The 26,108-nt window shown below is 67.1% G+C and carries 24 protein-coding genes; 9 read left to right on the top strand and 15 right to left on the bottom strand.

The window, feature by feature from the left end:
* Positions 1 to 990, top strand: coding sequence for a beta-1,4-glucuronosyltransferase WelK (welK, locus tag H3309_RS12485; protein WP_182295021.1), 990 nt, complete (start codon positions 1 to 3; stop codon positions 988 to 990).
* Here welK and H3309_RS12480 read toward each other — a convergent pair.
* Genes H3309_RS12480 through H3309_RS12470 form a run of 3 tightly spaced genes read right to left on the bottom strand, consistent with a single transcriptional unit; the run spans position 987 to position 3,692 of the window.
* A complete protein-coding gene (locus tag H3309_RS12480; protein WP_243453720.1) occupies positions 987 to 1,685 on the bottom strand; it encodes a class I SAM-dependent methyltransferase in 699 nt (232 codons plus the stop codon). The two genes, welK and H3309_RS12480, sit on opposite strands and share 4 nt — an antisense overlap.
* A gap of 39 nt (positions 1,686 to 1,724) precedes the next feature.
* Entirely contained in the window at positions 1,725 to 2,135 is a 411-nt protein-coding gene (locus tag H3309_RS12475) for a hypothetical protein (protein WP_182295020.1), read from the bottom strand.
* Between the two features lie 30 nt (positions 2,136 to 2,165).
* The gene (locus H3309_RS12470; protein WP_182295019.1) at positions 2,166 to 3,692 is read right to left on the bottom strand and encodes an acyl-CoA carboxylase subunit beta; all 1,527 of its coding nucleotides are present in this window, start codon (positions 3,690 to 3,692) and stop codon (positions 2,166 to 2,168) included.
* Positions 3,693 to 3,811: 119 nt separating this feature from the next.
* Here H3309_RS12470 and H3309_RS12465 point away from each other — a divergent pair, with 119 nt between their 5' ends.
* Together H3309_RS12465 and brnA are read left to right on the top strand one after the other, a co-directional pair.
* Positions 3,812 to 4,090 (top strand): BrnT family toxin, encoded by a 279-nt coding sequence (locus tag H3309_RS12465; protein ID WP_182295018.1) that lies wholly within the window; start codon positions 3,812 to 3,814, stop codon positions 4,088 to 4,090.
* Entirely contained in the window at positions 4,068 to 4,322 is a 255-nt protein-coding gene (gene brnA / locus H3309_RS12460) for a type II toxin-antitoxin system BrnA family antitoxin (protein ID WP_207791505.1), read from the top strand. Before H3309_RS12465 ends, brnA begins: the two co-directional genes overlap by 23 nt.
* A gap of 6 nt (positions 4,323 to 4,328) precedes the next feature.
* On the opposite strand, the gene H3309_RS12455 is transcribed toward brnA, so the two are convergent.
* From H3309_RS12455 to H3309_RS12405, 11 genes are read right to left on the bottom strand one after another with little or no spacing between them, the layout of a single operon-like run.
* The gene (locus H3309_RS12455) at positions 4,329 to 5,021 is read right to left on the bottom strand and encodes an ATP12 family chaperone protein (protein WP_182295017.1); all 693 of its coding nucleotides are present in this window, start codon (positions 5,019 to 5,021) and stop codon (positions 4,329 to 4,331) included.
* Entirely contained in the window at positions 5,018 to 5,212 is a 195-nt protein-coding gene (locus H3309_RS12450) for a hypothetical protein (protein ID WP_182295016.1), read from the bottom strand. Before H3309_RS12450 ends, H3309_RS12455 begins: the two co-directional genes overlap by 4 nt.
* Positions 5,205 to 5,861 carry an HAD hydrolase-like protein gene (locus tag H3309_RS12445; RefSeq protein ID WP_182295015.1) on the bottom strand — a complete coding sequence of 219 codons (657 nt, stop codon included), beginning with the start codon at positions 5,859 to 5,861 and terminating at the stop codon, positions 5,205 to 5,207. Before H3309_RS12445 ends, H3309_RS12450 begins: the two co-directional genes overlap by 8 nt.
* A complete protein-coding gene (locus tag H3309_RS12440; protein ID WP_182295014.1) occupies positions 5,858 to 6,454 on the bottom strand; it encodes an FMN-binding negative transcriptional regulator in 597 nt (198 codons plus the stop codon). Before H3309_RS12440 ends, H3309_RS12445 begins: the two co-directional genes overlap by 4 nt.
* Positions 6,454 to 7,530: an RluA family pseudouridine synthase gene (locus H3309_RS12435; RefSeq protein ID WP_182295013.1), complete on the bottom strand. Its 1,077-nt coding sequence runs from the start codon at positions 7,528 to 7,530 to the stop codon at positions 6,454 to 6,456. Before H3309_RS12435 ends, H3309_RS12440 begins: the two co-directional genes overlap by 1 nt.
* Positions 7,530 to 7,895 (bottom strand): fluoride efflux transporter CrcB, encoded by a 366-nt coding sequence (gene crcB, locus H3309_RS12430; RefSeq protein ID WP_182295012.1) that lies wholly within the window; start codon positions 7,893 to 7,895, stop codon positions 7,530 to 7,532. The genes H3309_RS12435 and crcB overlap by 1 nt, the downstream gene beginning before the upstream one ends.
* 42 nt (positions 7,896 to 7,937) lie before the next feature.
* Positions 7,938 to 8,774, bottom strand: a complete 837-nt coding sequence (locus tag H3309_RS12425; RefSeq protein ID WP_182295011.1) for a hypothetical protein — start codon at positions 8,772 to 8,774, stop codon at positions 7,938 to 7,940.
* Positions 8,771 to 9,229, bottom strand: a complete 459-nt coding sequence (locus tag H3309_RS12420; RefSeq protein ID WP_182295010.1) for a GNAT family N-acetyltransferase — start codon at positions 9,227 to 9,229, stop codon at positions 8,771 to 8,773. The genes H3309_RS12425 and H3309_RS12420 overlap by 4 nt, the downstream gene beginning before the upstream one ends.
* Positions 9,226 to 9,558, bottom strand: a complete 333-nt coding sequence (locus H3309_RS12415) for an MmcQ/YjbR family DNA-binding protein (protein ID WP_182295009.1) — start codon at positions 9,556 to 9,558, stop codon at positions 9,226 to 9,228. The genes H3309_RS12420 and H3309_RS12415 overlap by 4 nt, the downstream gene beginning before the upstream one ends.
* Positions 9,555 to 10,853, bottom strand: coding sequence for a replication-associated recombination protein A (locus tag H3309_RS12410; RefSeq protein WP_182295008.1), 1,299 nt, complete (start codon positions 10,851 to 10,853; stop codon positions 9,555 to 9,557). The genes H3309_RS12415 and H3309_RS12410 overlap by 4 nt, the downstream gene beginning before the upstream one ends.
* 39 nt (positions 10,854 to 10,892) lie before the next feature.
* Positions 10,893 to 11,918 (bottom strand): LacI family DNA-binding transcriptional regulator, encoded by a 1,026-nt coding sequence (locus tag H3309_RS12405; protein WP_182295007.1) that lies wholly within the window; start codon positions 11,916 to 11,918, stop codon positions 10,893 to 10,895.
* A 339-nt stretch (positions 11,919 to 12,257) separates the two neighbouring features.
* Here H3309_RS12405 and H3309_RS12400 point away from each other — a divergent pair, with 339 nt between their 5' ends.
* The 3 genes from H3309_RS12400 (at position 12,258) to H3309_RS12390 (ending at position 17,471) form a co-directional block, all read left to right on the top strand.
* Positions 12,258 to 15,002 (top strand): TonB-dependent receptor, encoded by a 2,745-nt coding sequence (locus tag H3309_RS12400; protein ID WP_182295006.1) that lies wholly within the window; start codon positions 12,258 to 12,260, stop codon positions 15,000 to 15,002.
* A gap of 79 nt (positions 15,003 to 15,081) precedes the next feature.
* Entirely contained in the window at positions 15,082 to 16,575 is a 1,494-nt protein-coding gene (locus H3309_RS12395; RefSeq protein ID WP_182295005.1) for a tryptophan halogenase family protein, read from the top strand.
* Positions 16,572 to 17,471, top strand: a complete 900-nt coding sequence (locus H3309_RS12390) for an alpha/beta hydrolase (protein ID WP_182295004.1) — start codon at positions 16,572 to 16,574, stop codon at positions 17,469 to 17,471. Before H3309_RS12395 ends, H3309_RS12390 begins: the two co-directional genes overlap by 4 nt.
* A gap of 244 nt (positions 17,472 to 17,715) precedes the next feature.
* Here H3309_RS12390 and H3309_RS12385 read toward each other — a convergent pair whose 3' ends face one another.
* Positions 17,716 to 20,448 carry a LuxR C-terminal-related transcriptional regulator gene (locus H3309_RS12385; RefSeq protein ID WP_182295003.1) on the bottom strand — a complete coding sequence of 911 codons (2,733 nt, stop codon included), beginning with the start codon at positions 20,446 to 20,448 and terminating at the stop codon, positions 17,716 to 17,718.
* Positions 20,449 to 20,893: 445 nt separating this feature from the next.
* Between H3309_RS12385 and H3309_RS12380 the strand changes: the two genes are divergently transcribed.
* Genes H3309_RS12380 through H3309_RS12370 form a run of 3 tightly spaced genes read left to right on the top strand, consistent with a single transcriptional unit; the run spans position 20,894 to position 25,902 of the window.
* Complete coding sequence (locus H3309_RS12380) at positions 20,894 to 21,487, top strand: hypothetical protein (RefSeq protein WP_182295002.1); 594 nt, start codon at positions 20,894 to 20,896, stop codon at positions 21,485 to 21,487.
* Between the two features lie 9 nt (positions 21,488 to 21,496).
* Entirely contained in the window at positions 21,497 to 21,958 is a 462-nt protein-coding gene (locus H3309_RS12375; RefSeq protein ID WP_182295001.1) for a hypothetical protein, read from the top strand.
* 47 nt (positions 21,959 to 22,005) lie between these two features.
* Positions 22,006 to 25,902, top strand: coding sequence for a beta strand repeat-containing protein (locus tag H3309_RS12370; protein WP_182295000.1), 3,897 nt, complete (start codon positions 22,006 to 22,008; stop codon positions 25,900 to 25,902).
* The last annotated feature ends 206 nt before the right edge of the window (positions 25,903 to 26,108 follow it).

Raw genomic sequence — 26,108 nt, 5'->3', positions numbered from 1 at the left:
ATGCCGAAAAAGAAAATCCTGCTCGCCGCCAGCGGCGGCGGCCATGTCCGCCAGCTGCTCGACCTCGAACCCTTCTGGCGCGCGCACGACACGGTGTTCGCCACCGAGCCCACGCCGCTCGGCGCCAGCATCGCCGAAAAGACCCGCACCCGCACCTTCGCCCATTTCGCCTTCGGCCAGTCGAAGGTCGCCGGCTGGGGCAGCCTGATCCGCGGCGGCCTCGCCAACCTGTGGGATTCGCTCCGCATCATCGCGTCGGAACGCCCGGACGTCGTCATCTCCTCCGGCGCCGGCTCCGCCTTCTTCTGTGCCCTGTTCGGCCGGCTTTCGGGCGCCGAGATCGTCGTCATCGAAAGCTTCGCCCGCTTCCACGCGCCTTCCCTGTTCGGCAAGCTCGCCGGGCCGCTCGCCACCCGCAAGGTGGTGCAGTCCCCCGCGCTCGCCACCGCCTGGCCCGATGCGGAGGTCTGCGACCCCTTCCAGATCGTCGACGCCCCGCGCCCGCCGAAACAGCCGCTCGCCTTCGTCACCGTCGGCACCGTCATGCCCTTCAACCGCATGGTGCACGGCGTCGCCGCGTTGAAGGCCGCCGGCCTGCTGCCCGAACGCGTGGTGGCGCAGGTGGGCGAAGGCGGCGAGCGCCCCAAGGGGTTGGAATGCACCGACGGCATGCGGTTCGATGACATCCAGGCCCTGCTGCAGGAGGCGGACCTGGTCTTCACCCACGGCGGCACCGGCAGCCTGGTCACCGCGCTGCGCGCCGGCTGCCGCGTCATCGCCATGCCGCGCGACCCCGACCAGAAAGAACATTATGACGACCACCAGCGCGAAATCGTCGAGGCCTTCGCCGAACGCGGGCTCATTCAGGCCTGCACCGATACCGCCGAGCTTCCCGCGGCCCTCGCCGCCGCCCGCGCCATGACCGTCCGCCAGGCCACCACCAACCCGGCGAAGCTGATTGCGCTGCTACAAGGCTGGTATCCGGTTTAAGCTTTGCACACTCGTATCGTCTCAGGTACAGGCCGTTCGCCCGGCGCATAGACCGACAGGTGCGTGGCCGCATCCAGCGCATGCCGCGCCACGAAGCGATAGCCGACCGCCGCCATCTCGCAATCGAGCAGCTTGGGCGGCGTGCCATGGCTGTCCGTCGGCCGGTCGCTGTCCACGATCCCCACCCGCGCACCGGGGCGCAGCGCGTCATGCAGCCGCCACAGCAGCGCATAGGGTGCGCTGATCTCGTGATACATGTGCACCATCAGCGCCAGGTCGATGCTCCCCGGCGGCAGCTTCGGATCGTCCGCCGTCCCCGTCACCAGCGTCACATTGTCGAGCTTCGCCTTCGCCACCCGCTGCCCCAGCCGCGCCAGATAGGCCGGCACGATATCCTGCGCATAGACCCTGCCCGAAGGCCCCACGGCCTTCGACAGCCGCATTACATAATAGCCGCGGCCCGCGCCGATATCCGCCACCGCCATCCCCGGCTTCACCCCCAGCAGCCGCATCACCGCGCTCGCCTCCCCGGCGTCATCCCGGCTCGCCTCGTCGGACCATTGGTCGCTGACGATCGCCGACACCGGCCGGTCCGGCGCCGGAAACCCGGGCCGCTGCGGCGCCGGCGGTGCCGTCTGCCCAGATCCCGCCAGCAGCAGCGCCACCAGCGCCAGCCCGGCCGGCATTATCTTCATCCGACCGCAAGCTGCCAGCAACAGCATCAATATGCTCCGTCAAGCGCCGTGGAGGACATGAACGATGTAATCCCCGACATGAAAGCGATGATCGTCGGCAAATTTGCCGTCCTTCTCCAGAATGACGTCCACCGGGCAGGCTTGAATGACCGGCTGTGTCAGCACGTCGAACACCAGCGGTTTGGCAATCGTTCCCTCACCCGTGGCGAAGCTGATCTGAGCTTTCGTGGGATCATGGGCGACAAGAGATACCTTGCCGCCATCAACCGTTTTGTCCTTCAGCTTGAGCAGCGTCTCCGAATCCTTGAAACTGGTATAAAAGACATTCTTGGCGCCAACGCTCTTTTCGCCGGTGTATCGTGTCCGCACCAGGCCATCGGCGCTGACCTCATATATACTGCCCTTCACCGTTTTCAGTTTCGCCGGAACATTGCTGCCGAACATCGCCATGCCTTCGCAAAAACACAACCGAACATAGCATCACAGCGGAATATTGTCGTGCTTCTTCCACGGATTTTCCAAACTCTTCGTCCGCAACTTCCGCAACCCTACCGCAATGCGCCGCCGCGTCGAATGCGGCATGATCACCTCGTCGATGAAGCCCTTGCTTGCCGCCACGAACGGGTTGGCAAAGCGCGCCTCATATTCCCGCGTCCGCTCGGCGATCTCCTCGGGCGTTTTCCCGCGGAAGATGATCTCCACCGCCCCCTTCGCCCCCATCACCGCGATCTCCGCCGTCGGCCAGGCATAGTTGAGGTCGCCGCGCAGATGCTTCGACGCCATCACGTCATAGGCACCGCCATAGGCCTTGCGCGTGATGACGGTAATCTTCGGCACCGTCGCCTCGGCATAGGCGAACAGCAGCTTCGCGCCATTCTTGATGATGCCATTATGCTCCTGCGCCACGCCCGGCAGGAATCCCGGCACATCCACGAAGGTGATGATCGGAATGCCGAACGCGTCGCAAAAGCGCACGAACCGCCCCGCCTTCTTGCTCGCCGCGATATCCAGGCACCCCGCCAGCACCATCGGCTGGTTGGCGACCACGCCCACCACATGCCCCTCGATCCGGGCGAAGCCGATGATGATGTTGCCGGCATGGCCCGGTTGCAGCTCGAAGAAATGCCCTTCGTCCGCCACCTTCAGGATCAATTCCTTCATGTCGTAGGGCCGCGTCGCCAGCGCCGGCACCAGCGTGTCCAGGCTGTCGATCCGCCGCTCGCCCTCGTCGCTCGAGGGCCGGAACGGTGGCGCGGTGCGATTGTTCAGCGGCAGGAAATCGAAGAACTCCCGCGTCCGCAGCAGCGCATCGACATCATCCTCCATCGCCATGTCGGCAACGCCCGATTTGGTGCTGTGCGTCACCGCCCCGCCCAGCTCCTCCTGGGTCACCACCTCGTTCGTCACCGTCTTCACCACGTCCGGCCCGGTGACGAACATATAGCTCGAATCCTTCACCATGAAGATGAAGTCGGTCATCGCCGGGCTGTAGACGGCGCCGCCCGCGCACGGCCCCATGATCAGGCTGACCTGCGGCACCACGCCGGACGCGAGCACGTTGCGCTGGAACACCTCGGCATAGCCGCCCAGGCTCGCCACCCCCTCCTGGATGCGCGCGCCGCCGCTGTCGTTCAGGCCGATGACGGGCGCGCCCACCTTCATCGCCATGTCCATCACCTTGCAGATCTTCTGCGCATGCCGTTCCGAAAGCGAGCCGCCGAACACCGTGAAATCCTGGCTGAACACGAACACCAGCCGGCCGTTGATCGTGCCGCTGCCGGTCACCACGCCGTCGCCGGGAATGACCGTCTCAGGCATGCCGAAATCGACGCAATTATGCTCGACATACATGTCGAGCTCCTCGAAACTGCCGGGGTCGAGCAATATGTCCAGCCGCTCCCGCGCCGTCAGCCGGCCCTTGCGGTGCTGCGCCTCGATCCGCTCCACGCCGCCCCCCATCCGCGCCGCCTCCCGCCGCCGCTCCAGTTCCTGCAACACCTTCAGCATGGCCTCTCCCTTCGTCATCCGGCGCTAGCACCGCAAGGGGCCGCTGAAAACCACCGTTTCAAAGTAGTCGAATGCAATTTCGGTATGGAAATTATACCAAAACCTGCTATTTATCGACCATGGATTTCGAGTTCGACCCGGCGAAAAGCCTTTCGAACCTGTCCAAACATGGAATCGACTTCATCGATGCGCAGGCGTTGTGGCAGCACCGATACCAAACCGCCCTGCCAACACATTTTGTGCCGGAGGACCGCAAGCTGATGGTGGCCGTCATCGATGGCCGCATGTGGACGGCGGTCTTCACGATGCGCGACGACACAGTCCGCCTGATTTCGGTCAGGCGCGCAAGACCAACGGAGGTGATGAGTTATGAGCGTGGCAAAACCCAAACCCATTAGCGCCGAGGAATTCGACCGCATGTTCGATGACGGCGAGGATATCGACGCCTACATCGACTGGTCCAAGGCCACCCGCCCCGGCCTGGTGCCCAAGCGCGTCAACGTCGATTTCCCCAGCCACGCCGTGGCCCAGCTCGACCGCGAGGCCCGCCGTCGCGGCGTCACCCGGCAGGCCCTCATCAAGATGTGGATCACCGACAAGCTGGATGCGCTCGAACCCGCCCGTTCGTAAAGCGGCTTAACCGCACAGTGCCAGAAAGCGCGCCGCCGCCAGCATGGCCTGGCGCCGGTCCGCCCGTGCCGCCACGGCCAGCGCATCATCGCCCCACTGGCTCGCCTGCCAAAGCTCCTCTACATGCGTCGCGGCGAACGCCTCTTCCGCCCCGATCCGTCCGTGCAGCAGCGCCAGCCCCACGATGGCCGACCCGCCGATGCGGATCACCGGATCGAGCGCCACCAGCCGGAACGCATCGAGCGCCGCCAGCATCCCGCGCACCCGCGCCACCGTCGCACGCCCCTGCCGCAGCGGCGTCACGCCAGTGGAGAGCGTCATCTCCAGCCCCAACCCATCGCGCGCCCAGGCCAGCAGCGGATCCCACGCCGCCCGCTCTGCCGCCACGAGGCTCGGGGGGTCCGTCGCGCGATAGGCCAGCGCATCCCCCTCCACATAGGCCGCCAGCGGTTCCGCAAACCCCGCCACATCCGGCGCCACCCGGTCGATTGCCGCGTTCGCAAGTCCCGTCAGCGGCATGGATGAGGGCCGCACATCGCCCTGCTGCGCTTCCCACTCCGCGGCGATCGCCTCCGCCAGCGCCCGCGTCGGCAGCAGCAATGCGCGGCGCAGCGGCGTCCGCACGGGCCGGCTGTCGAGAGCGACCCCGAACCCGCCGGCCTCCGCCGTCACCGTCACATCTTTGTAGAATCGCTTCACCGCTCCCCCCGCCACGCCCGCAGCATGGCGCGCGGCACCAGCCACAGCTGCACCAGCCCCGCCGCCACCAGCAGGCCACCGGGCAACCACAGCTCCCGCCCCAGCATCCAAACCCCCGCGCCGGTCACCAGCAGCCCCAGCACCCGCACCGCCACCAGCGCCAGCAGCCGGCCTTTCGCGGGATCAGCCATGCAGCAGCACCAGCAGATGGTCCATGTCCCGCGCCACCGCCTCGGCCCCCGCCGCCATCAGCTCCGCCGCCTCATGATAACCCCAATCCACCCCGATCGCCCGCACGCCCCCGTTCACCCCCATGCCGACATCGAACACCGTGTCGCCGATGATGACCGCATCGCTACGCCCCACGCCGCCGTCGGCGATCGCCTGCCACAGCATCGCCGGATGCGGTTTCGACGGATGCCGGTCCGCCGTCTGAAGGCTGACGAAAAAGTCGCCCAGCCCATGATGCGCCAGCGCCAGTGCCAGCCCGCGGTCGCTCTTCCCCGTCGCCACCGCCAGCAGCCAGCCGTCGGCCCTCAGCGTCTCAAGCCCCTCGCGCACGCCCGGATACAGCGGCTCCGCATCCAGCTTGCTGTCGGCCCGCAGCCGCTGGAACGCGGCCTTGTAATCTTCCGCCAGCGCGACGTGCAGCGCCGCCTCGCCCTGCGGCAGCATCACCCGCATCGCCTCCACCAGGCTCAACCCCACCACCCGCCGCGTGGCGTGCGGGTCGGGCGCCGCCAGCCCGTTGCGCACGAACGCATCCGCCATCGCCGCCACGATATTGGCCTGGCTGTCGATCAGCGTGCCATCGCAATCGAACACCGCCAGCCGCGTCATGCCCGCGCCCCCTGCATCACGTCCGTCATCGCCGGCGCCGTCCGCGCCATCGCCGCGATCAGCCGCGCCGCCTCCGCCGCCGGCTTGTTCTGGCTGGCCTTGCATGTGCCGCGCCAGCGCACCGGCACCAGCTCGAACGCCGTGATCGCCCGCGTCATCGCCTCGAACCGCGCCGGCTCCATCTTCGCCCGCGTCCAGTCCTCCCCCACGCGCGGCTCCAGCACGGCGGCCGCCTGGTCCAGCAAGGCCACCAGCGCCGCAAGGTCCAGCCGGCGCACGGTTCCCTCGCACTCCACCGCCACATAATTCCAGCTCGGCACCGCCCCGCGAATATCGGCATACCAGTTGGCACTCAGATAACCGTTCGGCCCCTCCCACAGCGCCAGCAGCTTTGCCCCATCCAGATGTTTCACCAGTGCATTGGCGTTTGCCAGGTGAAACCGCAGCGCACCATCGCCCTGCACCAACACCGGCGCATGCGCCACGCGGGGGCCTTCGGGCGTGGTCAGGAACAGGCGGGCAAACGCCGTTTCATGGGCAAAACGGCGAAGCGCCGCTTCATCCTCCCAAGCAAACGCCCGCGCCGGATGCATCAGCGCGCACTTCCTCGGCCACGCCTCTCGCCCTTGCGCTCCTTCCGCCGCGCCTTGGCGTCCCGCCCTTCCAGCAGCTTCTTGCCCTCTTTGGTCGCGCTGAACTTCAGCGTCTCCAGCGGCAGGTCCTCCGGCTCGAACCCCAGCATCTTCATGCTTTCGGCGAAATGTTCCGGCAGCCCGGCGCGGATGTCCAGCGTGTCGCCATCGGGCAGGCCGATGATCAGCCGTCGCGCGTGCAGGTGCAGCTTGCGGCTGATGCCGCCGGTCAGGAAGGCTTCCTTGCCGCCATATTTGCCATCGCCCACAATGGGATGGCCGATCGCCGCCGCATGCACCCGCAGCTGGTGCGTCCGCCCGGTGAAGGGCTGCATCTCCAGCAGCGCGCAGCGATCGGCGGCGCGGTCGATCCGGCGGAACCGGCTCTTGGCGCTCTGTCCGCCGCTCTCGTCCACATGCATCTTCTCGCCGCCGCTGCCCGGCTGCTTGCCGATCTTCAGGTCGATGAACGCATCCTTCAGGTCGGGCACGCCCATCACCAGCGCCCAATAGATTTTCCGCGTCTCGCGCTCGGCGAACTGTTTGGCAAAGAACGCCGCGGCTCTCGCGCTGCGCGCCAGCAGCAGCACGCCGGATGTATCCTTGTCCAGCCGATGCACCAGCTTCGGCCGCGCGCCACCTTCGTCTGCAAAGGCATCCAGCAGCCCGTCGACATGCACCGTCGTCCCCGAACCCCCCTGCGTCGCCAGTCCCGGCGGCTTGTTCAGCACGATGGCATCGGCGCAACGATGGATCACCATCGATTCCATATAGTCGATCTGGTCGGCGCTCAGCGGCTTGCGTTCCTTGACGACGGGCCGGCTGCCCATCACGCTGGGCGCCTCCGCCGGCGGCAGCCGCAAGGTCTGCCCCGCCAATATCCGGTCCCCCGGATCGGCGCGGCCGCCATCGATGCGCAACTGCCCCGTGCGGGCCCATCGGCTCACCTGGTTGAAACTCACCTCCGGCAGGTGGCGCTTGAACCAGCGGTCCAGCCGGATGCCGTCGTCATCGGCCTTCACCACAAACTCGCGCATCAGATGGCCTTCACCAGCGCATGGCCCAGCGCCAGCGCTGCCAGCGCGCCCGCCACGCTCAGCAGCGCATAGCCCAGCGCCGCGCCGAGTGCGCCGCGTTCGATCATGGCGAACATCTCCAGGCTGAAGGCGCTGAACGTGGTGAACCCGCCCAGCACGCCCACACCCAGCAGCAGCCGCGCATCCTCGCTGCCGCCGCGCAGCAGCCACGCCGCCAGCAAGCCCATCGCAAACCCCCCGGCGACGTTCACGGTGAGCGTGCCCCAGGGCCAACCCGGCCAGCGACCCGCGAACGCCTGCCCCAGGGCAAAGCGCCCGACCGCGCCGATGGCACCCCCCAGGGCGACAAGCAGATAGCTGTTCATCACCGCGACCTAGCAGCCCCGTCGCCGCACCGCCAGTCGCGCTCAGACGATGCCGAACGTCCATCCCTCGCTCATGGCCACCGCGGCACTCAGCCCCGCCGGTCGCCACACCGCGCCATCGGCCGCCGCCGCGCGCATCCCCGCCGCGCTCACCAGCGCATCGCCGACATGGTCATCGAACCGATCCGGCACCTCCGCCGCCGGGCTGCCCAGCGTCGCCAGCGCGCGGTTCAGCGTCTGCGCATCGCGGATTTTGCCCCGCACGCCCCCATCGCTGGCGAAATGCTGGCAATAGATTTCCACCAGGCAGGCGCCGCGCGCCGGCACGGGGTCGAACGGCCATACCGGCAGCCGCGTGCCGCGCAACAGCCGCATGGCGGAAAGGCTCGCCTTGCCGCATTGCGCCGCGCCCAGCAGCACGAAACAGCTGCTCGGCTGCCCCCGCCCCCGCGCCCGGTGCGCCACCTCGCACGCCCGCAACCGCGCCGCCGGCCCGCGCGGGCCATCGGCGCTGCCCAGCCAGAAATGCCGCCGCCGCCGCGCCACATAGCTGAGCGCCCTCAGATCGTCCTCGCCTGCGCACACCGCCTCCACGTCCGCCCACAGCGCCCGCGCATCCGCCGGGCTGTCCGCGTCGCCGGGGAAAAACCCACCGGCATCCGCGAACGGCAGGCTGAAGCTCGCGTCGATCCCTACCAGCGTGCGCGTGCCGGCCAGCGCCTCGATCAGCGCCGCCACCTCCGTGCGTGCCCAGCGATGCCCTGGCCGCAGCAGCACCGGCGGGCCTTCGATCCCGCACGCCGCCACCGCGATCGCCCGATGCCGAACCCCCTTTGCCCCTGTCCAGTCGATGGCGACAAAGCGCTCGAACGCGGTCACGCCTCGCGGCGCCACACGTCGAAATGAAACACCTCTTCCCGCGGCCCGAAGCCTTCATACAGCGTCACTGCCGGCACATCGACGGGGTCGGCCTGCACGAACACCGCGCTCGCCCCTCGCGCCGCCGCGATCTCCCCCATCGCCCGCAGCAACGCCCGCGCCACCCCCCGCCGCCGCCAGTCCGCCGCCACCGCCAGGTCATAGATGTAAAACTCGCTCGTTTCCGCCTCCGCCTTCAACAGCTCATAGGCGACCAGCCCGCCCACCACCGTGCCCTCCGCCTCCGCCACCAGCGCCACGAAGCTGTCCCTGGCCAGCAACCGCTCCAGCCACGCCTCGCCCGGGGCCGACCGGGCATAGTCCTCCGCCACCTCGAACGCCGCCCCGAACATGACATTCAATGCCCGCAACGCGCCCGCATCCCCGCGCCCCAGCTGCCGGATGGCGGGCGTCATTTGCGCCCTCCCTTCGGCGGCCCCATCGCCACCGCCCGCGCGTGCGCCGCCGCGATCATGGCCGCCAGCCGCTCGGGATCGCCGCTGTCGAACCGCGCCAGCACCGCCGCCCAGCCGACATAGTGCGGCGTCTGCCAATAACTCTCCGGCTCGGTCGCCATCAGCATGTCGATGGTGTCGATGTCCAGATGCAGCACAAAGGAGTCCGCCTCCCGCCCCCGCCCCAGAAACGCCCGCCCCCCCACCTTCACCGCCGGTAACCCATAATGCCGATCCAGCACCGCCCCCGGCAGCGCCAGCGCGATGGCGACGATATCATCCCAGGTCATTCGCCTCTCGCCCTCGCCCGCAATTCCGCCCACCACGCCATCCGCTCGCCGATCCGCTTCTCATGCCCGCGATCCGTCGGCGCATAAAATTGCCGCGCGCCCATCCCGTCGGGCCAGTAATCCGCGCCGCTATACCCCTCGGCGGTGTCATGGTCATAGGCATAGCCCTTGCCGTAACCGATGTCCTTCATCAGCTTCGTCGGCGCGTTCAGGATGTTCGCCGGCGGCATCAAACTCCCCGTCTCCTTCGCTGCCTTCCACGCCGCCTTCTGCGCCACATAGGCCGCGTTCGATTTCGGCGCCGTCGCGCAGTGCAAACAGGCATGGGCAATCGCCAACTCGCCCTCCGGCGAGCCCAGGAAATCATAGGCGTCCTTCGCCGCCAGGCATATGGTGAGAGCGCTCGGGTCCGCCAGCCCGATGTCCTCGCTGGCAAACCGCACCAACCGCCGCAGCACGTAAAGCGGCTCCTCGCCCGCCACCAGCATCCGCGCCAGCCAATAGAGCGCCGCGTCCGGGTCAGACCCGCGCAAGGATTTATGCAGCGCGCTGATCAGGTTATAATGCCCCTCCCGGTCCTTGTCATAGACCGGCATCCGCCGGTGCAGCAGCGCCGCCAGCGCCGGCGGGTCGAGCGTTCCCGTCACCCCCGCGGCCAGCAGCGTCTCCACCTGGTTCAGCAGGAAGCGGCCGTCCCCATCCGCACTGTTGATCAGCGCCGCCCGCGCCTCCTCCGTCACCGGCAGCACACGGCCCGTCACCGCCTCCGCCCGCTCGATCAGGGTGGACAGTGCCGCCCCGTCCAGCCGGTTCAGCACCAGCACCTGCGCCCGGCTCAGCAGCGCCGCGTTCAGCTCAAAGCTGGGGTTCTCCGTCGTCGCCCCCACCAGGATGATGGTGCCATCCTCGACATAGGGCAGGAAGCCGTCCTGCTGGCTGCGGTTGAAGCGGTGGATCTCGTCCACGAACAGCAGGATCTGCCCCGGCAGCGCCCGCGCCTCGGCGAACACCCGCTTCAGCTCGGCAACGCCCGAGAACACCGCGGAAATCTGCACGAAGCGCAAGCCCACCGCATCCGCCAGCAGCCGCGCGATCGTGGTCTTGCCCGTTCCCGGCGGCCCCCACAGGATCAGGCTGGCCAGTTTCCCCGCCGCCACCATCCGGCCGATCGCCCCCTCCGGCCCGGTCAGATGATCCTGGCCGATGACCTCGGCAAGGGTGCGCGGCCGCAACGCCTCGGCCAGCGGCACTGCGCGCGGCACATCCGAAGGCTCGGCGGCAAACAGGTCGACCATCGGCGCATTATGGACGAACGAAACGGAAACATCCAGACCTCAGCCGCTGGATTTCCGAACGACCAGCCGCGTCGGCAACAGCCGGCTTTCCACCTTCTGCCCCGCGATCCGCGCCAGCAGCGCCTCCACCAGCGCCGTCCCTGCCGTGCGCACGTCCTGTGCCACCGTGGTCAGCGGCGGGCTGCCCAGCGCGGCGGAGGGGATATCGTCGAACCCCACCACCGCCACATCCTCGGGCACGCGCAACCCCGCCTCCTGCAGGGTATGGATCGCCCCCAGCGCGATCAGGTCACTCACCGCGAACACGGCGTCGAACGCCACCCCACGCGACAGGATGGCGCGCATCGCCACCCGGCCATCCTCCTCGATGGAGCGCGCATCGGCCATCAGCGCCGGCTCGATCCCCAGGTCATGCTCCGCCAGCGCCGCGGCATGGCCATCGAAGCGCGCCTGGAACTCCGGGCAGCCGGCACTCACGCTGCCCAGGAAGGCGATCCGCCGCCGCCCCCGCTCCAGCAGGTGCCGCGTCGCGACATGGCCACCCTGCACATTGTCGCTGCCGATCGCCGTCCCCACCGCCTCATGCCCCGGCGGCAGGCCCCACAGCACGAACGGCGTGTCCTGCGCCTCCAGCCGCGCCAGCTTCGGTGCATATTCGGTATAGTCGCCATAGCCCAACAGGATGATGCCATCCGCCCGCCGGCTGTCGCGATAGGCGGCGTGCCAGTCGCTGTCCTGGCTCTGGAAGGAGATCAGGAGGTCATGCCCCCGGTCCGCCGCTGCCCGCGTGATCGACCCCAGCATCGCCAGGAAAAAGGGGTTGATCATCGTGTCGTCGTCGGTCGGATCCTCGAAGAACAGCAGCGCCAGCGTGTTGGAGCGCTGCGTGCGCAGCGACGACGCATGCCGGTCCACTGTGTAGTTATGCTGCTTGGCGATCGCCAGGATGCGCTTCCTCGTCTGCTCGCTGACGCTGGCGGAGCCGCGCAGCGCGCGGCTGACGGTCGGCTGCGACACCCCCGCCAGATAGGCGATATCGAACGACGTCAGCCGCTCCTTGGCCACGCTTTCCCCACTCCACCTGCCGCCGGTCGTCCGGCCCCGTCCCTGCTTCCGATTACCGCGATTTCACGCGTTCGCCTAGCAGTCCTGCAAAAAGTGCAGCGCAAATGCCACAGCGTCCCCGCGCCCTTGCCGTCGCCTCATGCGCAAAGACCCCTAAGCATCTGTATTTGTTGATGTTCCAACCTGAACCCTGGCTGAATACGTATGCCATGCCCTTCCCAAGCGCCGCGCTCGCGCGTCTCATCCGCCCACTTGCGCATCATCTCCGCAATCGGGGGTGCCGCGCCACAATGACGGCGCCAAGCGGACACCGCACGCCGATGGACTGGGGAGTAGAACATGCCGAATACCCGCACCCACCTGCTGGTCACCGCCGCCAGCCTGCCGGCGCTTGCCGCCGTCCTGCTGCTCGCCGCGCCGGCCCTGGCGCAGACGCCGCCCGCGGCCGCCGCTGCCCCCGCCGATCCCGAGGACATCGTCGTCACCGGCTTCCGCGCCTCGCTGCTCGCCAGCCTGAAGACCAAGCAGATCGCCGACCAGGTGGTGGAATCGATCAGCCAGGAAGACATCGGCAAGCTCCCCGACAACTCGATCGCCGAGGCGCTCGGCCGCCTCCCCGGCCTCACCACGCAGCGGCAGGACGGCCGCTCCACCGTCATCAGCATCCGCGGCCTCGGCCCCGACTTTTCGACGACGTTGCTCAACGGCCGCGAACAGGTCTCGATCGGCAACAACCGCGGGGTCGAGTTCGACCAATATCCGTCGGAAGTGCTGAACGGGGTTGATGTCTTCAAGACCCCCAAGGCCGAACTGGTCGCCGCCGGTCTCGCCGGCACCGTCAACATGAAGACCATCCGGCCCTTGAGCTATGGCAAGAGCGTGGTCGCGCTCAACCTGCGCGGCGAGGTCAACGACAATGGCAAGCTGAACGTCAACTCGACCAACAAGGGCTGGCGCGGGTCGGCGACCTACGTGGACCAGTTTGCCGACAATACCGTCGGCCTGTCGATCGGCCTTGCCTACCAGCAGTCGCCGACGCAGACCGAATATTTCAACAGCTGGGGCTATCCCGATGGCGGCCCCGGCGGCGCGCGCGTGATCGGCGGCTCCAAATCCTATGTCGCGTCGGACAATCTGAAACGGTTCGGCGTGGTCGGCACGTTGGAGTTCGAGCCCAGCGACAGCTACAACACGGTGCTCGACGTCTATTATTCGCATTTCGACGTGAAGCAGAACCTGCGCGGCGTGGAAATCCCGCTGTTCTGGGGCGGTCACCCACTTGCGCCCAACCCCACGGTCACCAACGGCTTCGTTACCGCCGGTACCTTCAACAATGTGACCGCGGTGGAACGCAACGATTTCAACAGCCGCGAAGCCGACCTGTTCGCCGTCGGCTGGTCGAACAAATGGACGCTGGACAAGTGGAATTTCACCACCGATGTCAGCTACAGCCACATCAAGCGCAACGACATCGTGCTGGAAACCTATTCCGGAACGGGGCGCAACTTCACCGGGCAGAGCGGCAGCATCGGCTTCGTCCAGAACGAGCGCGGTGCGGTGTTCAATTCGTCGATCAACTATGGCGACCGCAACCTCATCAAGCTGACCAGCCCGCGCGGCTGGGGCGACAATGTCGTGCCGGGCGGCCAGGACGGCTATTTCAACAAGCCGAACACCCGCGACGACCTCGCCGCCTTCAAGGCCACCGCCGGCTATGAGCTGGACGGCGCCTTCAAGAGCATCGAGGCCGGCGTCAACTATACGCTGCGCCGCAAGACCTTCGCGCCGCAGGAGTTCTTCCTGGGTCTGAAGGCGAACGCCGCCGATCCCCTGAAACAGACCAGCGTGGCGCTGCCGGATTCCTATTTCCTCGGCATCACCCAGCTGAAGTTCCTCGGCAACATCAATGTCGTCAGCTATGATCCCTACAAGCTGGTCACTGAAAGCGGCCTCTACAACCAGATCGCCAACCCCAACGGCGATGTCGCCATCAAGGGCTGGCGCGTGGCGGAAGATGTGCTGACCGGCTATGTGCAGGGCAATATCGACACCGACCTGGGCGAGACCCGCCTGACCGGCAACGTCGGCGCGCAGGTCGTTTACACCAACCAGAGCTCGCAGGGGCAGGTTGTCTCGACCGGGGGCGCCGGCGGCGTCCGCACCACCATCGACCGCGGCGCCAAATACACCTATGTGCTGCCCAGCCTGAACCTGTCGTTCCGCATGCCGGGCAACAATGTCGTCCGCCTCGGCCTGTCGCGCTCGATGGCCCGCGCCCGCACCGACCAGATGGCGGCGCCGATCTCCTTTGGCTACAATCCGTCGCTCGCCGGCAGCACCAACATCAACCAGTCCCCATGGAGCGGCGAAGGCGGCAACCCGACGCTGCGCCCCTGGATCGCGGATTCGATCGACCTCTCCTATGAAAACTATTTCGGCAAGGAAGGCATCTTCGCGCTGCAGGGCTTCTACAAGAAGCTGCGCACCTACATCTACCGCGAAAACCTGCCCTATGATTTCACCGGCTTCCCGGTGCCGTCCGGCCCCAACCCGGTGCTGCGCCAGGGCTTCGTCTCGATCTGGTCGAACGGCGACGGTGGTAACCTCTACGGCGTCGAAGCTACGCTGACCGTGCCCTTCGGCCTGTTCTCGGACGCGCTCGACGGCTTCGGCTTCTCGGCGAACGGCTCGATCACCGAAACCAGCATCACGCCCAACGGCCCCGGCACCACCCAGCCCATCCCGGGCTATTCGAAATGGGTGACGCACTCGACGCTCTATTACGAAAAGGCCGGCTTCTCGATCCGCGGCACGCTCAATACCCGCTCTTCCTTCCTGGCCGAGGTGCGCGGCTTCGGCGCCGGGCGCGAGCTGCGCTTTGCCGCAGGCGAGTCCACCGTGGATGCCCAGATCGGCTACGAGTTCCAGGAGGGCAGGCTGCAGGGCGCCTCGGTTGTCCTCCAAGGCTACAACCTCACCAACGAACGCTTCAAGACCTTCAATTTCGGCGGCGATGAGCGCCAGGTCATCGACTATTACAAGTTCGGCCGCCGCTTCCTGGTGGGGATCGGCTACAAATTCTGACATCACCTCCGGGTCGCACCGTCATGCCCCTGTGGACAGCCACTGTCCGCGGGGGCATATTTTTTGGCAGGAGCAGGATATGAACGACGCGCCGATCCGCCAGATCGTCATTGCCGGCGGCGGCACCGCCGGCTGGATGGCCGCCGCCGCCTTCGCCACCCTGTTGCCCCCAGCTTATCGCATTTCACTGGTGGAATCAGAGGAGATCGGCACCGTCGGCGTCGGGGAGGCCACCATCCCGATGATCCGCCTGTTCAACCAGGCGCTGAAACTCGACGAAGCGGACTTCATGGCGGCCACGCAAGGCAGCTACAAGCTCGGCATCGTCTTCGACGGCTGGCGCGTGCCGGGCGAGCGCTACATCCACGCCTTCGGCCCGGTCGGCCGCGACCTCGGCCTCATTCCGTTCCATCATTACTGGCTGCGCGCCAAGGCGACCGCCGGCGACCTGTGGGACTACAGCCTGAACGCCGCCGCCGCCTATGCCGGCCGCATGTCGCTCGACACGCCGCCCGCCAATGCGGCGCTGCCGGGGATCTCGTCGGCCTTCCACTTCGACGCCGGCCTCTACGCCGCCATGCTCCGCCGGCATGCCGAAGCCCGCGGCGTCACCCGCCACGAGGGCCGCATCGCCCGCCTCGAACAGCATTCAGAAAGCGGATATGCAACGGCGTTGCACCTGCAAAACGGCATGCGCATCCCCGGCGACCTGTTCATCGACTGCACCGGCTTCCGCGCCCTCCTGATCGGCGAAACGCTCGGCATCGGCTATCAGGACTGGCGCCACTGGCTCCCCTGCGACCGCGCGCTCGCCGTGCCGTGCGAAGGCGTCGCCGCCATCACGCCCTACACCCGCGCCACCGCGCGCGACGCCGGCTGGCAATGGCGCATCCCGCTGCAACACCGCACCGGCAACGGCCATGTCTATTGCAGCGACCATCTCTCCGACGACGAAGCCGCCGCCACCCTGCTCGCCAACCTCGATGGCAAGGCGCTCGCCGATCCCAAACCACTGCGTTTCACCACTGGAATGCGAAATCACCAGTGGAGCCACAATGTCATCAGCCTCGGCCTTTCCAGCGGCTTCATGGAACCGCTGGAATCGACCAGCATCCACCTGATCCAGTCCGGCATCTCCCGCCTCCTCGCCTTCCTCCCCAACCAGGCCATCGCGCCTGCCGCCCGCACCGAGTTCAACCGCCAGAGCGCGTTCGAGTTCGAACGCATCCGCGATTTCCTCATCCTCCACTATCATGCCAACGAACGCCCCGGCCCCTTCTGGGCCGCCTGCCGCGCGATGCGCATTCCCGATAGCCTGGCCGCGAAGATCGAGCGCTTCCGCGCCACCGGCGGCATCAGCCGGGAGGCGGACGAGCTGTTCACCGAAGTCGGCTGGCTCCAGGTGCTGCTGGGCCAGGGCATCATGCCCACCGACCATCACCCGATGGCCGACGCGCTCAACGATGCCGAACTTGCGGACTATCTGGCCACGCTCAAACGCCTGATCGCCCAGCGTGTCGCCGCCTACCCGGCGCACAACGCGCTGCTGGCCACCCTTCGCCGCGCCGCATGATCGCGCGCCGCGGCCTGCTCGCCGCTCCCTTGGCACTGGCACTGGCCGCTCGTCTCAGCGCCGCCGAAACCCGCGTCGAATGGGCCGATCCCAAATCGCCCCTGATGCCGCCGATGCGCGTTAGCATCGCGCTGCCGCCCGGCTACGCCGGCAGCGATGCCAGATACCCCGTCCTCTACATGCACGATGGCCAGAACCTCTTCGATCCCGCCACCGCGATGGGCAACATTCCCTGGGCGGTCGATACCACCGCCGCGCGGCTGGCCGCCGCGGGCAGTATCCCGCCGCTGATCATCGTCGGCATCCATAGCGGGAAGGACCGCACCCGCACCTATCTCCCCGCCGGTATCGTCGGCGCGCTACCGCGTTTCGTGATGGCCGGGCTGCAACGCCGCCTGAACGGCCCCGTCCAGTCCCAGGCCTATCTGCGCTGGATCGCGGAAAGCCTGAAACCGCGGGTCGACGCCGCCTTCCGCACCCGGCCGGAGCGTGCCAGCACCGGCCTCATGGGCTCCAGCATGGGCGGTCTCATCTCGCTCGCCGGGCTCATGGATCATCCGCAGGTCTTCGGCTTCGCCGGCTGCCTCTCCACCCATTGGCCCCTGTTCATCGAACAGCCCCCGCCCTACGCCGCGGACGTCCAGGCCGCCTGGACCAAGCTGCTGACCGACGATTTGGACAGCCCACGCGGCCGTCGCCTCTGGTTCGACCATGGCACAGAGACGCTGGACGCCGGCTACGCCCCCTATCAGGCCGTCATCGACACGCTGCTGCCCACGCTCGGCTGGGTCAAAGGCCGCGATTTCGAAAGCCGCGCCTATCCCGGCGCCGCCCACACCGAAGCCGCCTGGGCCGCCCGCGTCCAAGACCCGCTGCGCTGGCTGCTTCGCGCATAAGGGACGACCAGCGCGCCGGGTCTGTCTTTTTGCTGTCGCGTATCTTTTCCCCGAAAACCGGTTTCCGTTTTGTCACACGGGTTTGCGATGCGGGTGATTCCACCGGATCGGAACATGTTCCAGCAGCGCGGCAGATAGCCTCAATCCCTTTGGTCGCAAGGGCTGTAACCGATGAATCACGATCGGGCCCGATCGATTGCCGAACGCTGGATGTGGCGCTGCGCGATCGGATTGCAGCGGTCCTCTAGGAATAGGAAGGCGTCCTCAATCCCCGCGCAATTGCGGCCGCGACGGCGCCGTGGCGGGTATCCGTGCCAAGCTTGGCATAAATGCGCTTCAGGTGGAATTTCACGGTATTTTCTGACATGCCCAGTGCCCAGGCGATGCGTTTGTTGCCATGTCCCGCGCACAGCTGCTGCAGTACAGACAGCTCGCGTGAACTGAGGCCATCCTTGGGCTCGCCCTGTCGGCTGCGGACATGCTCCAGCAGTCTGGCCAGCACCATACGCTGGTTCGCCGAAAACCTGCCGCGGGAGGTGTCCGACAGGGCGATCGACAGCATCGCTTCGATGGGCGCGGCCGTGTCGAGCAGCGCCCGCGGCGCATATTCAGCTTCCAGAAATCGTGCCGCCCGCGCCAGTGCGGTCAGCATTGCCGGCGTATCCCCGCGTCTGTGGTGCGCGGCCGCTTGCATTGTGTCGATGCGTGCCAGATGCATCCGCCGTCCCTCGAACGCCGCGTGGGTGCGAAGATCCCGCAATAGCGGCAGCGCGGCGCTTGGTCGCTCGGTTTTCAGATACCATTGCGTCAGGGCCACGCCATGCTGATAGCCGGGGCGCCAGCCCAACCCGGTCACGCGCTGCCGCTCAACGATGCCCTCGTCCTTTACAACAGCCGCTGCGGCCTCATGCTGGTCCGCGATGATCAGCACCTCCAACCGCCATGCGAGAGCAAGTTCGGCGAGCACCGCTGACTGGCGCCGTCGGGCAAGCGCCCTGGCGCGGTCGATGGTTGCCATGGCCGCGTCCAGGCCGCTGTTGAGAAAGTCGAGCGCAACCGAGGTGCGGAAGGCCGCATCATAGATGTCGACCCAGCCGTCATAGGCTTCGACCCGGTCGAGCGATTCTGCCAGCAATGCCCTCGCTTCGGTCTGTTCGTCGCGCCAATAGGCGATATTGGCAATCAGCACGGCGACCAGATCCTTGATCACCGATCCGGGGCCGTTGCGGTCGGCGCCAGCGCGCATGACGTCACGCAACAGGGCCTCCGCTTCGGTCAGGCGGCCCTGGAAGAACAGGCTCTGTGCCAGCGTCCCTTCGGCATGCAGACGTCCGATCAGCTGTCCCGACGCCGTCATCTCGATGATCGAATGGCGGGCGTGCGCTTCGGCGCTTTCCAATGCGCCCATGTTGGTATCGCTGGCCGCGATGTTGTTCAGAAGGGCACCCCGCCCGAAATGGTCATCACGATCAAGCGAATCCAGCGCGGCCGGAAATGCCGCGCGCCATTGAGGGCGGTAGATATCGTCGGCATAGGCATCCAATATGTGGCTCACCACCAGCTGGTCGCGTGCCTGTCGCGTGCTCGATGGGTCAAAGCGGCCGGCGCATTCGGCGACCACGCGCGCCATGACGACATCGCCAAGCCCGTTCAACTGGTAAGCGCGCATCAGCAACAGCACGGGCGATTGAGCGATAACGGGGTCGTCGAACTCCGCAAGCAGCGCGTCAAGGATCGGCGGGCCGTGCGGGATCACCAGTTCCCAGCCGCCCGCATTCGCGATGAGCTCGATCGCAAGCGCAGTGTCGCCGGCCTTGCGTGCCTGGCGCACCGCGTCGACCAGATGGCCGTCGGTTGCCAGCTGGCGGGCAGCCCGTTGCCGCAGTATCCGGCCCTTGGCGACGTCAGTGGCCTCCAGACGCAGCTGCAGATAGTCCGCGATCAGGTGATGGTAGCGGAAGAGGCTGCGGGCGGCATCAAGCGGGAGCAGGAAGGCTTCGAACGGACGCAGACGCTCGATCAGCTGCTGGCTGTCAGCAGCGTCGCGCACAGCATCGGCCAGGCGCGCGTCGAAGCGGTCAAGGATCGACGTGGCGGTCAGGAAGTCGATCAGCTCAGGTGGCAGGCCCGCCAGGACCTGCTCCAGCAGATAGCGCGCCATTTCACCGCTTCGCCCGCCAAATGCATCGATGGCGCACGCATGGGCACTGTCCTGCGAAAGCCACAAGCGGGCAAGCTGCACCGCGACCGGCCAGCCTTCGGTCCGGCGAAGCAAAATCTCGCGCGCGCCTGCATCAAGCGTGTCGCCAAAGATCTCGGCGAGGCCGGCATCGTCGAGCGCCAGGTCCGTCGGGCCCATCAGCGCCACGAGGCCACGTGCCATCCACTGCGCGCTGATCGCGCCGGGACGTTCACGGCTGCCCAACGCCAGATGAACATTTGCGCGAGGGTGCTGCACCACGCGGGTGAGCAACTGGTCGACAAGCTCCGCACGTCCGAGATGACAGTCATCGATGATCAGCACCAGCCGGCGCTTTGACTCCGCGAGGGCATCGAGCATGCGAAAGAGTTCGGCGTCGATACCGCTGCGCCCTGCCTGAAGCATGGCCGGAACCGAGGGCGCATCGAGCGCGATGCCGGCGTCGGCGATCGCGGTGACGAGGTGGAGAATGAAGGCGACGGCGCCGCTGTCGTCGGCGTCGAGCGACATCCAGCCTGCAGCCACACGCCCATCCTGCCGCAGCCGGCTGAACCATTGCGACAGAAGCGTCGTCTTGCCGAAACCCGCAGGCGACAGGATCAGGCTGACCGGCCGGACCAGTCCGGCATCCAAACGGTCGAGCAGGGCAGGCCGCACGGCGGTGGCCACATGCTGTCGGGGGGGCGCGATGCGGCCGACAAAATCGGCATGTCCGGCCGTCGGTGCCGTTTCGGGGTGACTGTCCTGACGGACAACCCGAATCAGTCGTTCATTCATCCACCCACCCCCGCGGATGTGCCGTGACGTCCCAACGGAGGCGCGGCGACCTTTAGTTGATGCGACGTCCCTCATGCCGTTTGAAAATGCAAGCGAAACAATTGTCATTTCATTGACACAGTTTCCCCATCAATCGGCGCAGTTCCTCCAGATCAGTATTTTGAAATCTGTACCTGCGTCTAAAGGTACAACGATTGTGGCAAGTGACGACATCGATCATTGTTGCAGACTGCACGCCGAAAACCACCCTGACGGGTAGGCTGATGCAAGCCTTTGTTGCGGACTACCCGCCGACCCGGTTGCCATCACTTCACCGACCGGGCGACACCTGTCGTCGCGCCACGAACGGCGCTTGTCCGGGAGTGGACCGTTGCGAGTTGCGTTGCTTTTCCTCGCGGCCCTGGGTGCCGCCGGTGTTTCCGCACAGACCCCTGAAGGCCGGGTCGTGATCCCCAGCCAGGGACAGGGAACCATCACCTTTTACGAGCGGCCCGATTTCGGCGGCGCCGCGATCACCTTCCGCCAAACGGAAGGTGCGGTGCGCGTGCCGTTCCTGGCGCGGTCGATTCGCGCCGAGGGTGTGTGGCGTGTCTGTTCGGGAACGGGGTTCACCGGCCGCTGCGTGCTGGTGGATGACAGCCACCGCGACAGCCAGCGCGAGCTGGGGCTGATGCTGGCGATCCAATCCGTCGAGGCGCGGGGCGAAACATTCGGCAATTCCGGCAGCTGGCCGTCCCGGCCCCAGCCGATGCCGTCGCAGATACCGCAGCCGGGCTGGGGCATGCACGCCCATGCGGACTGGGCGCAACCGCCCGGCGGCGCCAATCTGCGGGGCATCCACACACAATTCTTTGCCACGCCGCAGCTTGGCCGCGAGCGCGTGGAATCCTGCCCGGGTGGCCAGCCTGGCCCCATATGCCTTGCCGACACCGCCGCCCGATTCTGCGCGCATGCCGGTTGGAACCGAGCCCTGTCCTACGGCCAGCAGATCGTGGGCCGACGCGCCTATCTGGTTGACCTGCTGTGCACCAGCAACTGAGCATCGCCGATGCCGGCTTCTGGCGCGAGGCTGTTCCCACCGCCGACCACGGCGCGCGAACGCGCGCTGGTTGCACGGTTCCACCAGGCCCTGCTGATGCAGGCGACGCGCGGGCGCGTGCAATTGTCGGTTGCCGACGATGTCGCGCCGACCACGGTTCCGCTGTCACCAGCGGTCACGGACCTGCTGCTCACCATCCTCGCTGCGCTTGGCAGCGGCGAAGCCGTCAGGCTCACGCGGCTGGGGCGCATGTTCACCGCGCACCAGACCGCCAGTCTGCTGGGTCTCACCCCGGCGGCGCTGGACGCGCTGGTGCGCGACGGGACGCTGGCATCGTACGTCCAGGGCAACGGCCGACGGTTCGTTGCCGATGATGTGATCACCCTGCGACGCCGGCGCCTCGACGCACGCCAACGTGCCCGGGATGCCGTCTTCGCCGAATATGCGGATCTCTATCCGCCCGATCTGTGACCACCGCGGATGTGTGCGGTGATGGCGTAACCATGAAAGGACGAAAAGTGATCAAGCATAGCCTCGCAACCCTGCTGCCAGCCACCGGCCGTGCCGTGCTGCTCGCCGGGGTGGCCACCGCCTCCCTGCACGCCCAGGTCATCACCGCACCTGCCGACGGTGCCTATCAATCCAACACGAACGGCCAGGTCGCCGCCGGCAGCAACGCCAGTTCGACGGGAGCGAATGCCGTTGCCGTCGGTGCCAATGCGATCGCATCGGTGGCGGGATCGGTTGCGCTGGGCAGCGGATCCACCACCGGCGCTGCCTCGTCGACCGCCGGGAACGCTGCGCTTGGTATCGCCAACAATGCCGGAACAGCGTTCAGCGTCGTGTCAATCGGTGGCGCTGCAGGCCAGCGGCAGCTGCAGCAGCTCGCGGCGGGTCAGGTGAGCGCAACCTCGACCGATGCCGTCAACGGCTCGCAGCTATTCTCGGTGCAACGAAACGTCAGCTTGCTGGGCCAGAACCTGGCGACCGTGCTGGGCGGCGGCGCGAGCTATACCGACAGCACAGGCATCCTGACGGCGCCGACCTATACGATTCTGGGCGGCACAACCTCGTCGGTCGGGGGTGCCTTTACCCTGATCAACAACAACCTTCGATATTTCCGCGTCAATTCGTCGGGCGCGGACGCGCAGGCGGTCGGCGGCCAATCGGTGGCGATCGGCTCCAATGCCCGGGCGCTCACGACGGGTGCGATCGCCATGGGCAACAATGCCCAGGCGCGGGATGGGGCAGGCGTTGCCATCGGTGTGAATTCAACGGCCATCAATACCGGCGGCGGCCAGGCGTTCGGTGTTGCCATCGGTCAGAACGCCAATGCCAATACCAGTGCGGGCCGCGGCGCCAGTCCGGTCGCCATCGGCATCGAGGCCAAGGCGACCGGCGCCGGCAGCCAAACCGCCATCGGTGACCAAGCTGTGGCGAGCGGTTTGAATGCAGTCGCCATCGGTGGCCAGGCCTTCTCCGCCGGCGTGCGCGCGAGTGGCGACAATTCGACCGCCATCGGCCAAAGCGCTTTTGCCGCTTCGACCGGCGCCGTCGCGATGGGACTCAACGCCACGGTCCGCACAGGCTCAGCGGGCGGCATCGCCTTTGGGAACAACACGCTGGTTGACGCGAATGCGGGCGGCGGCACCGCTTTTGGCAGCAACACGCGGGTGGGCACTGCGTCCACCGGATCGGCCGCCATCGGGGGTGATGCGCGCGTGGGCGCAAACGCGGCGGGTGCATCGGCCATCGGCGGCGGCGCCCAGATCGCCGACGGTGCTGCCCGAAGCATCGCCATCGGCAATGGGGCGCGCGTGGTTGCCGGTGCAGTGGATGGCCTGGCGCTTGGCACAAACGCACTGGTGCAGGTCAGTGGCGGCGCCGCCATCGGCCTTGGCAGCGATACCGGCACGACCGCGCCGTCGATCCCCGGCTTCCTCACCAACCAGGCCGCCCCGGCAAATTTCATCAGCTTCGGCAATGCCGGGCTGAAGCGGCGCCTCAGCAACCTGGCCGACGGCGGCGCGCCCGACGACGCCGTGACCGTCGCCCAGCTCACGGTAGAAAACATGGGTCGCAACGCGCTCGGCAATGCAATCTCGACCCATCTGGGCGGCGGCGCGACCTATGATCCTCTGACGGGTCAAATTGCTTCCCCCAGCTTCACCGTTCAGGGCGGGAACTTCAGCAATGTCGGTGCGGCGCTTGCCGCGCTCGATACGGCGGCGACCACCGAAACCAATGCCCGCAACACGCTGGGCAACGCCATCACCACGCATCTGGGCGGTGGTGCCACATATGACCCGGTCACGGGCCAGATCGCGCCGCCGAGCTACACGGTGCAAGGCAGCAGCTATGGTGATGTCGGCTCGGCTCTGTCGGCGATTGACACGGCGACGACCGGCAACACGACAGCCATCACCAACTTGCAGACCGGCCTCGGCAACGGCACGATCGGGTTGGTGCAGCAGGTGGGTGGCGCGCCGGGCACCGGCAACCTGACCGTGGGCGCCACGACCGCCGGCACAATGGTGGACTTCACCGGCACATCGGGCACCCGCACGCTCGCCGGCGTCAGCGCCGGCGTCACACCCACCGATGCCGTCAATGTCAGCCAGTTGCAGGCCGCGACCGGCAATGCGGTCCAATATGACGATCCGTCGAAGTCCACGATCACGCTGGGCGGCCCAGGCGGCGCACCGGTATCGGTCACCAACCTGGCGCCCGGCGCTGTCGCGCCCGGTTCGACAGCGGCGGTCAACGGCGGGCAGGTGAGCGCCGCGCTGACCTCGGTGGCGAACACGCTCGGTGGCGGCGCCGGGGTCGATCCGGCGACCGGCACCGTGACCCCGCCCAGCTACGCAGTGCAGGGAAATACCTACAACACTATCGGCGGCGCGCTGACCGCGCTCGATGGTGCGACGACCAACAACAGCAACGCGATCAACGCGCTGTCGAACAATGTCGCCAATGGCGGCGTCGGTCCGGTACGCTATGCCAATCCAGGCAGCCCAACGACACCGAACGGCGGCACCCCGACCCAGAATCTCGCGCTGGTCGGCGCCGGCGCCGGTCCCGTGACCCTGGACAATGTTGCCGCGGGCGAGCTCGCGGCTGGTTCGACCCAGGCCGTCAACGGCGGTCAGTTGTTCGCAGCCCAGCAAGCCGCGGCCAAAACCGGGGCCGATACCGCAGCGGCGCTGGGCGGCGGCGCGACCCATGACCCGCTGACCGGTGCCATCTCCGCGCCGACTTATGCTGTTCAGGGCAGCAGCTTCAACAATGTCGGCGATGCGCTGACCGCGCTCGACGGAGCGACGGCGGCTAACACCCTGGCGATTGCCGGCAACACGAGTGCCATTACCAACCTGCAACAGGCGGTGAACGCCGGCACAGTGGGGCTTGTGCAGCAAACGGGCGGAGCGCCGGGTGCAGGCACGATCACCGTTGGCGCCGCGACCGGCGGCACGGTCGTGGACCTGACCGGGAGCGGTGGAACGCGCACGCTTGCCGGGGTCACGGCGGGTGTGGCGGATACCGATGCAGTCAATGTCAGCCAGCTGCGCACATCGACCGCCAATGCTGTCCAGTATGACGACGGGTCGAAGTCGGCGATCACGCTCGGCGGCAGCGGTGCAGCTCCGGTGGCGCTGACCAATGTTGCGGCCGGCAGCGTGGCGCCGGGTTCCACCGCGGCGGTCAACGGCGGGCAGCTCGCAGCCACCAACCAGGCGTTGCGGGGTGTGGCCGACGCGCTTGGCGGCGGTTCCACGGTCGATCCGACAACCGGCGCGGTAACGGCGCCCAGCTATGCAGTGCAGGGCGTTTCCTATGGCAACGTCGGTGCGGCAGTGGCGGCGCTCGACTCCGGCGTTTCGAGCGCCGCCGGGGTTGCCAGCGCCGCCACAACTGCCGCGCAGCAGGCACAGGCGACCGCGGATGCTGCCCTGCAGACGGCCGGCAACAGCGTGCAATATGATGCGGGCCGCGGCAGCGTCACGCTCAATCCCGGCGGGGATGCCGTGCCGATGCGCAACGTCGGCATAGGCACGCTGCCGACCGATGCCGTCAATGTCGGGCAATTGAACGCCAGCGCGGCGCAAACGCTGTCGCAGGCGAATGCCTACACCGACCAGGCGCTGTCGCGGGTCAGCTTCGACCTCGCGCGGATGGACCGCAAGATCGATGCCGCCGCTGCCAGCAGCAACGCCCTCGCCGGCCTGCCGCAAGTGATCGTGCCAGGCATGGGCATGATCGCGGTGGCGCTGGGCGGCCGTGGCGATGTCAATGCAGTCGCCGCCGGCTTCTCCAAGGCGTTCGACGACGGCCGCACCATCTTCAAGGCCGGCGCCACCTGGGAAAGCTTCACCCGCAAGGTTGGATACAGCGTCGGACTGGGGTATCAATTCTGACCCACGCGAAATGACCCGGGATAGGGAGCCATAAGTCTCTCAAAACGAATGTTCGATATTTCCACAATGCTGAACCGAACGACACGATCGAGGGCATATGGACGCTGGCTGGCAACGACATGTTCAGCCCCGTGATGGAGGCACGGGACCAGCACCCCGGGATCCACATTGCACGCTGACGGCGCTTGCCGCTGCGCGATATCAGA

Source organism: Sandaracinobacteroides saxicola, from assembly GCF_014117445.1.
Lineage (GTDB): Bacteria > Pseudomonadota > Alphaproteobacteria > Sphingomonadales > Sphingomonadaceae > Sandaracinobacteroides_A > Sandaracinobacteroides_A saxicola.
This window is presented reverse-complemented; position numbering and strand designations above follow the sequence as displayed.